This is a genomic window from Mesorhizobium sp. WSM4849 (genome assembly GCF_055811385.1).
Map to the genome: position 1 here is coordinate 122693 of NZ_JBVVPW010000021.1, position 12722 is coordinate 135414.

At 59.5% G+C, this 12722-nt stretch carries 13 protein-coding genes; 8 read left to right on the forward strand and 5 right to left on the reverse strand.

Going from position 1 to position 12722, the window contains the following annotated elements; all coding sequences use genetic code 11:
* Positions 1-9 precede the first annotated feature (9 nt).
* Entirely contained in the window at positions 10-369 is a 360-nt protein-coding gene (locus tag AC0L3L_RS23270) for a diacylglycerol kinase (protein WP_027155134.1), read from the reverse strand.
* A 74-nt stretch (positions 370-443) separates the two neighbouring features.
* Positions 444-863 (reverse strand): GFA family protein, encoded by a 420-nt coding sequence (locus tag AC0L3L_RS23275; RefSeq protein ID WP_473547455.1) that lies wholly within the window; start codon positions 861-863, stop codon positions 444-446.
* 254 nt (positions 864-1117) lie between these two features.
* On the opposite strand from AC0L3L_RS23275, the gene AC0L3L_RS23280 reads away from it, so the two are divergent.
* Together AC0L3L_RS23280 and AC0L3L_RS23285 are read left to right on the forward strand one after the other, a co-directional pair.
* On the forward strand, positions 1118-1492 hold the full coding sequence (locus AC0L3L_RS23280; protein WP_473639212.1) for an antitoxin Xre/MbcA/ParS toxin-binding domain-containing protein: 375 nt from the start codon (positions 1118-1120) through the stop codon (positions 1490-1492).
* Entirely contained in the window at positions 1452-2273 is an 822-nt protein-coding gene (locus AC0L3L_RS23285) for an RES family NAD+ phosphorylase (protein ID WP_473639213.1), read from the forward strand. The genes AC0L3L_RS23280 and AC0L3L_RS23285 overlap by 41 nt, the downstream gene beginning before the upstream one ends.
* A 209-nt stretch (positions 2274-2482) precedes the next feature.
* On the opposite strand, the gene AC0L3L_RS23290 is transcribed toward AC0L3L_RS23285, so the two are convergent.
* Complete coding sequence (locus AC0L3L_RS23290) at positions 2483-4135, reverse strand: caspase family protein (RefSeq protein WP_473529749.1); 1653 nt, start codon at positions 4133-4135, stop codon at positions 2483-2485.
* Positions 4136-4329: 194 nt separating this feature from the next.
* Between AC0L3L_RS23290 and AC0L3L_RS23295 the strand changes: the two genes are divergently transcribed.
* From AC0L3L_RS23295 to AC0L3L_RS23305, 3 genes are all read left to right on the forward strand, one after another.
* Positions 4330-6327, forward strand: a complete 1998-nt coding sequence (locus AC0L3L_RS23295; RefSeq protein ID WP_473639214.1) for a CHASE2 domain-containing protein — start codon at positions 4330-4332, stop codon at positions 6325-6327.
* Positions 6328-6342: 15 nt separating this feature from the next.
* Positions 6343-7137 carry a hypothetical protein gene (locus AC0L3L_RS23300; RefSeq protein WP_473529747.1) on the forward strand — a complete coding sequence of 265 codons (795 nt, stop codon included), beginning with the start codon at positions 6343-6345 and terminating at the stop codon, positions 7135-7137.
* A 170-nt stretch (positions 7138-7307) separates the two neighbouring features.
* Positions 7308-8105 carry a hypothetical protein gene (locus AC0L3L_RS23305; protein WP_473529746.1) on the forward strand — a complete coding sequence of 266 codons (798 nt, stop codon included), beginning with the start codon at positions 7308-7310 and terminating at the stop codon, positions 8103-8105.
* 602 nt (positions 8106-8707) lie between these two features.
* Here the strand turns inward: AC0L3L_RS23305 and AC0L3L_RS23310 are convergent.
* Complete coding sequence (locus AC0L3L_RS23310; RefSeq protein ID WP_473529192.1) at positions 8708-10090, reverse strand: FAD-binding oxidoreductase; 1383 nt, start codon at positions 10088-10090, stop codon at positions 8708-8710.
* 106 nt (positions 10091-10196) lie between these two features.
* Here AC0L3L_RS23310 and AC0L3L_RS23315 point away from each other — a divergent pair, with 106 nt between their 5' ends.
* Positions 10197-11099 (forward strand): LysR substrate-binding domain-containing protein, encoded by a 903-nt coding sequence (locus AC0L3L_RS23315; protein WP_473639215.1) that lies wholly within the window; start codon positions 10197-10199, stop codon positions 11097-11099.
* Positions 11100-11282: 183 nt separating this feature from the next.
* Here the strand turns inward: AC0L3L_RS23315 and AC0L3L_RS23320 are convergent, their stop codons facing one another.
* Positions 11283-11837, reverse strand: a complete 555-nt coding sequence (locus AC0L3L_RS23320; RefSeq protein ID WP_473529194.1) for a dihydrofolate reductase family protein — start codon at positions 11835-11837, stop codon at positions 11283-11285.
* A gap of 182 nt (positions 11838-12019) precedes the next feature.
* On the opposite strand from AC0L3L_RS23320, the gene AC0L3L_RS23325 reads away from it, so the two are divergent.
* Positions 12020-12286 (forward strand): type II toxin-antitoxin system ParD family antitoxin, encoded by a 267-nt coding sequence (locus AC0L3L_RS23325; protein WP_473487280.1) that lies wholly within the window; start codon positions 12020-12022, stop codon positions 12284-12286.
* A complete protein-coding gene (locus tag AC0L3L_RS23330) occupies positions 12283-12648 on the forward strand; it encodes a type II toxin-antitoxin system RelE/ParE family toxin (protein ID WP_473487279.1) in 366 nt (121 codons plus the stop codon). Before AC0L3L_RS23325 ends, AC0L3L_RS23330 begins: the two co-directional genes overlap by 4 nt.
* Positions 12649-12722: the final 74 nt, after the last annotated feature.

Here is a 12722-nt window from a genome sequence, read left to right on the forward strand (position 1 = left end):
TCTGAAGTGCTAGATCGGTAGCCCCATGATTCGCTCGATGATGGCGATGCCCCAGACGCCGGCAACAATCACCACCGAAATCAGCACCGCCAGCGAACCACAGTCCTTGGCGAGCTGGATATCGACGTTGAACTCCCGGCTGAACGCATCGCATGCGGCCTCGATGCCGGTGTTCAGCACTTCGACCATGATCAGCAGCAGCACCGCGCCGATCAGCAGGGCATAGCCGCGCCACGACACCGAAACAAACCAGCCGAGCGGCAAGGCAAGCACGAGCAGCATCAACTCCTGCTGGAAGGCTTTCTCGCTGGAAGCCAATTTGCGAAATGCCCGCACTGAATTGAAGAAAGCATCGATCAGCCGCTGCATGCCAAACCTTTCCGAACCACCGGCAGGGGATAGCGCAATGCCCGGATCAAGGGAATAAGGCGACCTCTGCAAAATCATTCGTCGGCGACCTTGATCGACGGCGTCGACTTCTCGAACTGCGGCAGCCCATCGTCGATCGTGTAGTAGTCGCCCTTGTCGCCGACGAAGATGTGGCATTGGCCCTGAAGTCCGGTGGGCTTGTCGAACAGTCCGGCCAAAACCGAGACATATTCATCATCCTGCGGCTTCCAGAACAGCAGCGAGCCGCATGTCTTACAGAAACCGCGCCTGGCAAACGAAGATGCTTCGTACCAGGTGATGCTTTCCGCGCCCGCTATTGTGATGTCTGCGTTGGGAACATTGGTTGCAGCGTAGAAGTGACCACTTTGCTTCCGGCACTGCGAGCAGTGACAATAGATCACGCCGCGCAACAGCCCGCGCGTCCTGAACCGCACAGCCCCGCACAGGCATGATCCGGTATGAGCGTCGTCCATCTTGCCTCCCAACTCAGTCGCCACCCTGAAATCGCCGTTTATGGCATCGGCGTGCTTGCCAGGATTCCAGTTTTGCAGCGGCTATGTCCCAGCAAATGCGACACTCGGCGGGCATGTCATGCACAGCACGGTTTGTACAAAGCGGCGGGCCGCGCGAGCAGCCTCTCGACGGCCCGCCAAATTGTTTAAAGCCAGCATCTTTCCATATGAATTTTCATCGCATATATTTTCACCAGAAAGGAGAGACGCTTACAATGCAGCCCCATCTCGCCGCCAACACGGCCGAAAATGCAGTCCTGACCAAGGCCACGCTGCGCGCCGCCGATCTGCTGGACATTACCGCCAGGATGCTTGCCTCCATTATCGGGGTATCGCAAGCCACGGTTTCGCGCATGCGCAGGCAAGAATTCCTACTGGAGCGTGGGACCAAGCCATTCGAGCTTGCCGTGCTGTTCGTCCGGCTGTTCCGCTCGCTCGACGCCATTGCCGGCGGCGACGAGACCGTCGCCCGGGCATGGCTGAAGAATGCCAACACGGCCTTCGACGGCACCCCGCTCGAAAAAATCGTGACGATAGCAGGACTTGTCGATGTCATCGCCTATCTGGACTCCCGACGCGCTCTCGTCTGAAGCCGCCAAACTCGATGGCAAGTCCAAGCTCGAGGGCAAGTACTGGCTCGACGGCAAATACTGGCGCATGGTCGAGGCGCAGCACCGCGTCTCGACATTGAAGATCGTCGATACGCTCGACGAGCAGGCCCTCCTCGAAGACCTGATCGAGGAAACCAAGCCGCAAATCCCCTTGGAATGCCGGCATCTGCATTATCTCTTGGCAACGCCCTTCCGCTACGGCTCGATCTACCCGCACGGTTCGCGCTTCCGCCGCGCCGGCAGGACCAAGGGCGTCTACTATGCGGCGGAAACCATGATGACCGCCGTTTCCGAGATGGCTTTTTACCGCTTGCTGTTCTTCGCGGAATCGCCGGATACGCCCTGGCCGCACGACGCCGCTGAATACACAGCCTTCGCCGCCGCGATACGGAGCACAAAGGTGATCGACCTGACAAGGCCGCCGCTCGACCGCGACGCGGCGGCGTGGACGCACCCGACCGACTATGCGGCCTGCCAAAATATTGCCGATGTCGCGCGCGAGGCCGGGCTAGAGGCGATCCGCTGTCGCTCCGTGCGCGACCCGAAAGGCGCCAATGTGGCGCTACTGGCATGTAGCGCCTTTGCCAGGCCGAAGCCGCTGGAACCCCACACCTGGCGCATCCGGCTGGGCAGCTTCGGCGTGCAGGCGATCTGTGAGTTCCCGGAAAAGCGGATCGAGTTTTCCAGGACGGCCTTTGCCGCCGATCCCCGGCTAAACGGATTGCGCTGGGAACGCGGGGCGCTGAGCAGATCCTGGTGATAAAAATCCGACGCTAAACTACCGCTTGGGGTGGGATGCGCCTATGGTCAAATGGAAAGATGCGCCAGGAGCGGACGCTTGGCGCCAATGTGCCAAACGTCTTGATGGGGGCCGAATGCGGACAGTCGGCTTTCAGGATGACTGGACTGGGAAGCCGACCTTCACGCACAGCCCCCGGTGATGCGGTCGTCACAACGGCCTACGCCATTCTACATTCTCTCCATGACAAGCTTTCCTGAACACCCGCTGCCAACTCCGGTGCCCCTAAACTTGCCAGTCCCGTTATCACCCTTTATCACGCCGGTAAGCGTGTTCCCTCCCGTTTTTCCGTTATAGACAAATGTATGCTTTATATTGACGGCGCCGCTACTAGAAATTCTCCCGATAAACCCAGAACTGGACGATACTATACCATTGCTTATGAGAACGAATGTTGAAAGTTCGCGCCAGTCGCCGCAGTTCGTCGTCGCTCGTCTGACCAACTTCCATGTACCATCGAAGGCGCTCAGGCCGTTCACCTGCGGCGCACAACGGCCGTCCTTTGGCTCCGTCCCGCCGCCACAAACTAGCGGACAGACACGACCTCCTACCCCCTTCAGTCTATCTAACAATCCGCCGGTAGGTTCCAGCGACGCGAGTTTGATGTCCTCCCGATTGGCATAGTCCTGAAGCGCTCTGCGGCTGCCGGCCCCCCATTTTCCATCAGCCCGGCCTTCAAGACATCCTATACGGGAGAGTTCCGTTTGGGTTGCGCGCGCAAGTTCGCTGGCGTCTGTGGTAGTTGCCGGCGGCTGCGTCAGCGGGTCGGCCCGTTCAACGCTTGCGACTTCTGCCGCCTTGGTATCGTCGTTTGCCTTCGTCGCGCGCTCCGTCTCCGGCAGATGCGCTATCTGCCCTTCCGCCTCGATGCGCTTGTCGATGGCTTCAATTTTCAACTTCGCAAGGGCTGCAAAAGCGCCTGTCGGAAATTGCTGCAGATACGCCTCGAAGAAGCTCTTGTCAGTCGAGTCCTTGATGGTTGCCCAATATGCAAGTTCAACCGCATTGTCCGGCGCAGTTGATTGTGGCGTGGGGGCAGATACCGCCTTCGGTTGCTCCGTGGCGAGAGGCTTCAATACGATCTCGCCCGTGAGCGAGGAGTTTTCCCACGGCACTTGCTTGCCGTCCGTCGCAGCTAGCACATCGCGGCGCACATCAATGAGGTCGCGCGTGATATCCTGCCCCGGCGTACCGAGGTGCGCGAGCAGTGCGGTCGTGAACGGAGAATTCCGACCTGCGCCGTCCATCGCCACGTTTCCTGGTTGCGTTGCGAATGCGATGAGTGAACCAACGCCGCTGCCAAGTCTGGCCAGACCCCGACCCACGGAACCTGAGCGCGTCCCCATCGAGCGGGAAAGCTTCTCGGCGAACGGATTGTCCCGGCAGGCATCTAGGAAGATGAGGTTGACCTTGGTGCTGCGTTCCATCGCTGAAAGTACGAGGTCCATCGGAAGGGCCTCGAAGTCGAGGTCATTGTAGCCGGACAACTGGGCGTCCACCGGGACCATGTAGTTGTTGCCATTCACCTGCAGGCCATGCCCGGCATAGAAGAACAGCGCCATGTCAGCACCGTCGAGCTTTTCCAGGAAGTCGCGTACCGTGCGACGCATTCCAGCAAGGTCGAGGTCCTGGTCGCTCACGACTTGGAAGCCAAGGCTTTCAAGCTTGGCAGTCATGTCGGAAGAATCGTTCTTCGGATTGGCGAGTTGGACGGCGTGCTGGTAGGCCGAATTGCCAATCACCAACGCAACGCGTTTCTCGGCGATTGCTTGTCCCGAAACAGCCGCAAACAATAGAACCAAGAAAATGAAAACGCTGCGCATGGCAGAAAACGGCTCCCGAGGGAACTGTAGCAGACGCTAATGCAACCGAGAAGAGCCCTGGCCTGCGGGTTGCGGACGAGTCGGGCCCGCGACTCCATATGGTCATTGGCGGACGTTGTAGCTGCTGCCGGGCTGTGCATGCCCTGCGTGCTGTCGCGAACGGGCGAGCATTTGCTTGATGCGCCTGAGGGGGTATGCTCCTCACGAGCGGCGCTTCACTGGGCTTGAGGGTCTACTTCTGCGTGTGGACATTTGGCCGGATCGTCAGCCTAGAGCGGGGTGGGATCGCCGCATCACTCGGCTATCTGGTTCTGCTGGCCCTCGCGACCGCTCTCGTGTCACCGCCGTTGGAGAATATCCTGCGGGACGTGATGATGGTGTCGATCTCGCCGTTCACCCGTCCTCCACCCAACATCGTGATGGTCTCAATAACAGAACAGACTCTCGCGGATTTTCCATACCGCTCACCGCTGGATCGTGGCTTCTTGGCCGACGTCGTGGCACGGATCGAGACTGCCCGCCCTCGCGCCATCGGCATCGACCTTCTGTTCGACCAGGCAACAGAGCCGGAAAAGGATGCCCGCCTCGAAGCTCTGATCAAAACCGCCAGCGTGCCTGTGGTGATCGCCTCGGCTTCGCGCATGGACGGCCTTACTCAGAAGCAGTTCGACTATCTCAACGCGTTCGCTCCGTCGGCAAAGCGGGGCCTTGCCGCATTATCGCATGACAATCTTGACGGCGTTGTCCGTGGAGCTTTTCCCGGCCGAGAAGCCGAAGGCGGCTGGACGCTAAGCTTTCCCGCCGCGATCGCAGCGGCAACCGGCATAGCCCGCGGCCACCGGCCGGAGGAGATGATCTACTACCGAACGGCGGGCGGCTTGCCCTTCAAGTTTCCAGCCTATCCGGCACAAGCCGTTGCCCTGGCACCGCTCGGCTGGTTCGAGGGAAAATATGTTCTGATCGGCGCGGACCTGCAGCAAATAGATCATCATCCGACACCATTCGCGTTGTTGAACGGCGCGGAAATCGGTGTTCTCCCTGGCGTCGCCATCCACGCACATTCGCTGGCCAGACTTATTTCCGGGGACAGGATAACGACTCCCTGGCCGGCAGCGGGCTACGCGCCGATGTTCGTTGTCGGGCTGTTTTGCTTGTGGATCGCATGGCGACCCATGCCGGTGGCTCTCAAACCTCTTGCGATCGCCGGTGCGCTGCTGCTGGCGTGGATCGGTGAGGCGTTGGCCTTCGCACGGTTCGCAATCCTCTTTCCGATGGTCGCACCTGCATTCCTTGTGCTCGGGCTGTCCGCCTTCGTTGGGTTCCTAGCGTGGAGACGGGACGCCAAGGCACGCCAGTTCATTCAGAGCGCCTTCTCGAAATATGTCAGTCCGGCTGTCGTCACAGCCATCGTCAAGGAGCCCGCCGCGCTCAGTCTCGGTGGCGCGAGGCGTGTGGTCACCTGCGTCTTCACTGATGTCGAGGGCTTCACGTCTCTCAGCGAAAAGCTCGCTCCGGAGGTGCTCGCAGACATGTTGAATCAGTATCTGGGCGGACTCTGCGAGTTGTTCGTCGAGCATGGGGCGACCATCGACAAAATCATCGGCGACGCAGTGGTCGGGTTCTTTGGTGCGCCAGCCGCACAAAATGACCAAGCGGAGCGTGCGGTGGCCCTGACCTTGGCCGTGCAGGATCTGGCGGAGCGGCTGCCGGAAAGATTGGCGGGACGCGGCCATATCTTCGGCGCTACCCGCATCGGCATTCATGGCGGGCCGGCGATCGTAGGCAACTTTGGGGGAGATCGGTTCTTCAACTACACGGCTATTGGAGACACGGTAAACACGGCAGCCCGGCTGGAGGGAGCAAATAAGTTCATTGGCACCAGAAATTGCATAAGCTCGGAAGTTGCAAGAAAAACGACGCGCTTCCTGCTCCGTCCGACTGGAGTTCTGTACCTCAAGGGCAAGGGCGAAGGCATTGAGGCCTTCGAGGCATTGAACCATACGCCACAAAACACGCTACTTTGCGAGGAGTATTCAAAGGCCTATGCGCTACTCGCCGCCAACGACAAGCGCGCGACAGCGCTGTTTGAGTTGTTGGTCACAAACTACCCGCGAGACGGCTTGATCGCTTTTCACCATGGCCGTCTTGCAAGCGGATGCTTCGGAGCAGACATTCATCTTGCCGAGAAATAGGAGGAGCATCGTGACATGAGCATCATGCGTCCGACCTCGCAAAGCGCCTCGCTGGTGTTCGTTACGGCCATGGCGGCCGTGCTCGTCACGGCGCAACACGCGGCAGCCGGCAGCCAGTATGTAGTCCTTTCGGCCGAGCCGGCGGCTGATGAATTGCCGCCAGGCAAGCTTTTCATGCCAAGCGACGTTATCAACGTTCCAGCTGGTACAGTGGTAACCCTGCTCGGCGAGGATGGCAGCGTCAACCCGATTTCGGGTCCGGGAGCCTTCGTGGTCACTGAAGATGCTTTGACGTCCGGCAGTTCACAGCGGACCACCGATGCCCAGGCGGGACCTTCAAAACTTGCCCTTATAGCCGGCCTTCTGGCCAATGAGCGGCAGAGAACTGAGTCGATCGGCGGGTCGCGCACCACCGCCGACCAAACAATGCCGAGTGGGCTCGATGATCCCTGGGCAGTTTCCATCGACGAATCCGCTCCTGGTTGCATCCGGAATGGCGAGATGGTTCTGGCGCGTCAGGGAATTAGTAACAGCGCGGTGTTCTCGGTTCGCCTCGGCGATGGAGAGCCATTGAACGGCCTGGTCTGGAGCGCCGGCAGGCCCACCTACTCGCTTCCGGACCCCATCCCTCCCGAGGTAAAGGCTCTTACCGTCGAGACCAACAAGACATCGGCGTCGATCGAAATTAAGGTATTGCCGGAGAGCGCCGGTACAGGAAATCCACTCGACGTGCTTGGATGGATGGTGAGCAGCGGTTGCAAACGCCAAGCGTTGGCCTTTGTGCGTCAACTGGTAATAAAACCTCGATAGGTTATCAGCCGCACGGCGTGCCGCGACTGAGCTGGCTGGGCGACTGGCCGACGCGTATCGCGACGCGATCATCCCCGGTCTGCAGCGTTCGCTCGGTGGTACTGCCCAAGCGGCGACAACCCTAGTCAACCCTGATATATTCTGGCGTCGCATCGCCCGGAGGACAAATCGTGCGCGCACTTGTGGCCATGTTTTTGTTACTTTCGAGCTCGCCATGCTTTGCCGACAAACACCCTGCCGGGTTCAGCAACCACAAGTTCAATGGCCCCCATCAACCAAAGACCACGGGCGGAGTGACGACCTTTCAAGTATTCGATCAACAGTGCAGCACGAGGGACTATGCAGACGGTCGCGGCGAGAATGACTGCCACAATGGAAACGTACGCTCTGCCCTTTTCGGTGGGGATTATCGACTGGGGCAGGCAATTGAATATCGGTTCGACGTGTGGGTAGACCCGTCGCTAAGTTACAAGGGATTTTACAACGGGCATGCGGTCGGATTTCTGCCTGGCGCCCATGATAGCCGACTTCGCATTGCGAGTTGGGAGGGCAATCTGCTCCACAACTTTCTCTTCATGCTAAAATTGGATAAAGTTGATGGCATCACCTTTCTGGGCAAGCAATGCCAGTCCCCGGAACATTTCGGTGAGTGGGTAGCATTTTCAATGAAGGTTCGATGGGCAAAGGACCAGAAAGGATGGATCAAGGTTCGCTGCGATGACAACGTCATCTACAGCTCCGAAGGAGCCGCCACCAACCAAGCGCCACATTGCTACATCACGAACCAATGCGAGCCAGGTGTTCCCAAGAACCCTAAGACGCTCACTTTCATACTTGGGCCCGTCATGGCGGGGTTTGGACCGGAGTGGAAAATGTACGGGCAACCCTCGCAATTCACACCTATCCAGTCTGACGGCATTACCATCATGATGCGTAATATTTCAGTGAGGCCCGTTGCCAAGCCATGACCGGAGACTGAGGAACCCTTTCGGTGCGTTTCACCTGCCGTGCACAGACTGCGTTCTGGATTCTAGCAGCCAGCGCGATCCGCGCGGGCAGTTTTTCTGATGCCGCGACGTCAGAAAAACGGAGAAGGTTAGTTTCCAGCGCCCTTCCCTCTACCACCTTCAAATTCGAAACAATTCTCTGCCGAATTGCTGTGGCCGCTGAAGCCCAGCAACTGCGCGGTGTACAGCGGAAAGCTTGGGAGTGCGGGAGGCGCGTTCTCGCCAATATGCTCTCCGAATGCCCCAAAAAAATCCCCAGCTTTTGACGCGGGCAATTTCAATAGCTTAGCGGCGGGCCATTTGTGGCGAGTTTGTGTGTCGGTCGGTTCTCCAACCAATACTTGCAACTACGCTCTCTATCCCGAGGTCCGCTTTGCGGCAGAAGCGACCACCGAATGTGTTTTCGAACGACCGAAATAGGGCCGGAACCGGAATGGCTGCTTTGCGGGACACACTGGCAGAAGCGGACGTGCTGGAGAGTTGAAGGGGTTCGCCGGAGACGCCGCGCAATTAACCAGTCCGTGCTTTTAATCAGCGGGAGACCCTGATTGTCACAAGCATTATCAGGCCTGAGCCCGCGGCTGGATGTTCTGGTTCATCCGAAAGAGATTATCCGGATCGTATCTGGCTTTGATTTGTTGCAGGCGTGCATAGTTCGAGCCATATGCGGCGGCAACGGATCCGCCCATCTCGTCGTCACCAAGATAGTTGACGTAGCGGCCGGGCGCGAAGAATGGCTGCATCCTTTGGTAGGTTGTCCGCGCCCACGCGATGCACCGGTCCGTCGCATCGGGGTCTGTCCATTGCGCGAGCGCGAGAAAGTTGTAGCCCTCCTTGCGATGCACAAACGCCGTCTCGTCGGAGGGAATCCGCGTAGCCGCCCCGTGGACGTGCTCAAGCAGAAGCTGGCTCATTGTCGTTGGACATTCCGCAAAGCACTTAATAATCGTGGATATTGCGGCATCACTCAGTTCAATCAGGAAGTTCGACTTCCAGTAATTGAGCGCGCCCTTGGGGAAGCTCGCGTCGAGCATGCTGTTAACGTCCGAATAGGGCATCGGCCCGACGCCATCGAGGATCGGAGACCCGAACTGCTTGAGCGAGCGCATCGCTTCCTCGCCCTCGGCCAACGGGCCGCAATGGCAGGCGACGAGCGCCGCCACTGGTGTCCCGGACCCGTCGGGAGCATGGGTCAGGGCTGCGAAAATCGTGTGCTCGTCCGGCAACGCCGCGGTCGTCTCGCGGTAGAACGTCAGCAGCTCACGTGCTTGCTCGATTGCGTGGACGACGGGGCCTGCCGTGACGCTCGGGCCGACCGGGTGCAGCTGGAACTCGAACTCGGTTACGACGCCGAAGTTGCCGCCACCACCACGAATGGCCCAGAAGAGGTCTGGCTTCTCATCACTACTGGCCCGCAAGAGACTTCCCTCGCCGTCGACGAGTTCGGCCGAGAGGAGATTATCAAGCGTCAAGCCGAACTTGCCCATGAGCCAGCCGAGCCCGCCGCCGAGGGTCAAGCCGGCGATCCCGGTAGTGGACACGACACCGCCCGTGACTGCGAGACTATGGCGCTGCGTCTCGCGATTGACCTCGCCCCAGGTCACACCAGCTTGTGCTCGCACCGTGCGGCGCTCGGTGTCGACCTGGATTTTTTTCATCGGGCTCAGGTCAATCATGATCCCGCCGTCGATCGTCGCACGTCCGGCCACGTTGTGCCCGCCCCCACGAACCGCGACTTCCAGGCCGAGATCGCGCCTGAGCTTGATCGCCTCAACGACATCCGGAGTATTGTGGCAGCGGGCGATGAGTGCGGGACGCTTGTCGATCAGGCCGTTGTGGACGCGCCTCGCCTCGTCATAACCAGCGTCCGACGGACGCAGGAGCTCACCAGGGAACGCAACAGTGGCCTCGGGCCTGGCATCATTGACGGTTCGAACCGGGTTCATAGGCTGCCTCCGAAGAACGTCCGAGTGTCGCTCCGACCGCGCTTCGATTGCAAACGCGAAAATTTGAGCCTTAGATGAGTTCTGACTCATCTACGTTGGTCCGCCGATGTACAAGCTTCCACCTCTTGCCGAGCTACGCGCTTTCGAAGCCGCGGCGCGGCATCTCAGTTTCAAGCGTGCCGCGGCCGAACTGGGCGTCACGCCGACGGCGGTAAGCCATCACATCCGCTTGCTCGAGCGCCATTGCGGGCGAGCGTTGTTTCGCCGCCGCCCCCGACCGTTGACATTGACGGCGGCCGGAGCTCGCCTCTTTCCCGTGATCCGCGACGGGCTGCAATCGTTTTCAGCAACGATTTCGAGCATCAAAAGCGAGCGCGAAACCACACCTCTTCGCATCACGACGACGAACGCTTTCGCGAGCCGCTGGCTCGTGCCGCGGCTTCCGCTCTGGCGGGAAGCTCAACCCGGTACTCCCCTGGATGTAATCGGGACTGACAGCGTCCTGAGTCTGGAGTGTGGCGACGCAGACCTAGCGATCCGGTACTGCCACTTGGCGCCCTCGGACGGAATAGCCGACCTGTTGTTCCAGGACACCTTCTGGCCGGTGTGCCGTCCCGAACTGTTCGGCAGTGGGGGCTGCCTGACTGGGGCGGAGCTTAGGAAGCATACGCTAGTTCATTGCTACTGGCCGCCGTCGGACGTTGAAGCGCCGACCTGGAGAAAGTGGCTTGCCGCCGCTCGAAGCAAGTGGCCTGATGTTCCTGAATTCACGGAGATGGATCATCTGAGCTTTCACGAGGAGCTTCACGCGATAGAGGCGGTTATCGCCGGTCAGGGAATCGGCGTTTTCAGCGATATCCTTGTTGGTCGTGAACTCGCCTCAGGGAGGCTCGTGAAGGCTTTCAGTTTGAGTTTGCCGGGGTACGCGTCCTACTTGGTTCGTAAGCCCGAGCACCCGCGCGAGAAGATCATCTCAGCATTCGGCAAATGGCTGAGCGCGGCCGCTTAGCATGACTTCGTCATGCGATCGCAAGGTCCGCTTTTGGGAAGCCTGGGTCGGCGGAGGCGGCCGACATCGGGCGCAGAGCTGCCATTCAGAATCTGACGTGTGGGCGTCGCCTTCGGGTCATCTGTGCGATTCGTCCTTGGCTGACGAACTTCCGCTCGCGCCAAAACAACGTCGAGCCACGCCTCAACCGGCGGGTGCGTAGCGCAGCAGCGTCACGCCTTGGGTAAGGTTTTCCGTGCCCAGCGGCTTCAACGTCAGCGACAGGCCGGACTGGAAGTACGGCTTGCCGCCGCCCAGCACGACCGGGTGCATGTAGAGCCGGTACTCGTCGATGAGGCAGGATCGTGCGAGATGCGCGGCAAGATCGGCGCCGGCGACGGTTATCTGGCCACCCGCTTCCGACCTGAGAGATTTCACCACGTTCTCGACATCGCCGTTCGCCAGACGGGCATTAGTTCCGACTTCCCGAAGTGTCGTCGAAAACACGATCTTCGGGGTTTCGCGCCAGGCGCGGGCAAAATCCCGCTCGATTTCGCCACCGGTCTCTCGGTCCGGGCTGTCCCAGAAGCGCATCACCTCGTACATCCGGCGTCCACAGAGCGCGATCGAGGTCTGCCTCATCATGTCGTTAAAATGCCGGTGCAGCTCCCCTTCGGGTACCGGCAGGGCAATGTCTCCGTCCGGCCCGGCGATGTAGCCGTCCAAGGACATCAGCATGGCGTAGACGATCCTGGCCATTGGTGCCTCCGTCTGTCCGCGCACAAAGGTGCAAAACCGATTGCATCTCGCAACCAGTCTATCGCAAGATGCGTGGAATGCAAGCATGAGGCATCGTCGTCGCCAATTCAGATTTCATGCCATTGACAAAGATTGCCAAACACTCATTTATCCGGGCGAAGCCCAGGGGCAGAGGAAGCGACATGGCAACGATGAACGTAAGCCTTCCAAGCGACATGGTCGAATTCGTGGAGCATGAAGTCTCCCAAGGCGGGTACGGTTCCTCGAGTGAAGTCGTCAGGGAAGCGCTGCGCTTGCTGCGACACGAAAAGGCCCAGCAGGCGGAGAAACTCGCCATCCTCCGGCGCGAAATCAGCATAGGGGTGGAAGCCGCCGACGCAGGACGCTTCTCAAAGAAAAGCGTCAGTGACATTCTCGACGAGGTGATGCTCGAATCGCCCAAGAGATGAGACACGGGCTTACCGAACCCGCCGAACGCGATATCCGGGACATCTTGCGAAATACGATGCAGATGTTCGGTCCGCAGCAGGTCCGGGCCTATGCCCGCATAATCGAACTTGGTATCCAGCTAGTCTCGGAAGCCCCGGATCGACCAGATTCCATCGAGCGCGGCGAACTCGCCGCGGGTGTTCGACTGCTGCACCTGGAGATCGCTGCGAGAAGGCGCGGAGGTGCTGCGCATTGCCTTTATTATATGAGGGGTCGCCTCTCGGACGATACGATCGGCGTCATTGTCGTTCGAGTTCTTCATGAGCGCATGGAGCCACGGCATAGAGTGATCAGAGCACTCAAGAAGAGCCAAGGTAGATAGTCGTCCGTGAAGAAAGCGATTTTCGCGTCAACCTTGAAAGTGATCTGCGTTGGAGCGCTTTGTCCCAACTGAGG

Excerpts from the sequence above, each read along its gene's own strand:
- AC0L3L_RS23270 (WP_027155134.1), bottom strand. The coding sequence starts at position 369 with ATGCAGCGGCTGATCGATGCTTTCTTCAATTCAGTGCGGGCATTTCGC.
- AC0L3L_RS23275 (WP_473547455.1), bottom strand. The coding sequence starts at position 863 with ATGGACGACGCTCATACCGGATCATGCCTGTGCGGGGCTGTGCGGTTC.
- AC0L3L_RS23280 (WP_473639212.1), top strand. The coding sequence starts at position 1,118 with ATGCAGCCCCATCTCGCCGCCAACACGGCCGAAAATGCAGTCCTGACC.
- AC0L3L_RS23285 (WP_473639213.1), top strand. The coding sequence starts at position 1,452 with ATGTCATCGCCTATCTGGACTCCCGACGCGCTCTCGTCTGAAGCCGCC.
- AC0L3L_RS23290 (WP_473529749.1), bottom strand. The coding sequence starts at position 4,135 with ATGCGCAGCGTTTTCATTTTCTTGGTTCTATTGTTTGCGGCTGTTTCG.
- AC0L3L_RS23295 (WP_473639214.1), top strand. The coding sequence starts at position 4,330 with ATGCTCCTCACGAGCGGCGCTTCACTGGGCTTGAGGGTCTACTTCTGC.
- AC0L3L_RS23300 (WP_473529747.1), top strand. The coding sequence starts at position 6,343 with ATGAGCATCATGCGTCCGACCTCGCAAAGCGCCTCGCTGGTGTTCGTT.
- AC0L3L_RS23310 (WP_473529192.1), bottom strand. The coding sequence starts at position 10,090 with ATGAACCCGGTTCGAACCGTCAATGATGCCAGGCCCGAGGCCACTGTT.
- AC0L3L_RS23315 (WP_473639215.1), top strand. The coding sequence starts at position 10,197 with ATGTACAAGCTTCCACCTCTTGCCGAGCTACGCGCTTTCGAAGCCGCG.
- AC0L3L_RS23320 (WP_473529194.1), bottom strand. The coding sequence starts at position 11,837 with ATGGCCAGGATCGTCTACGCCATGCTGATGTCCTTGGACGGCTACATC.
- AC0L3L_RS23325 (WP_473487280.1), top strand. The coding sequence starts at position 12,020 with ATGGCAACGATGAACGTAAGCCTTCCAAGCGACATGGTCGAATTCGTG.
- AC0L3L_RS23330 (WP_473487279.1), top strand. The coding sequence starts at position 12,283 with ATGAGACACGGGCTTACCGAACCCGCCGAACGCGATATCCGGGACATC.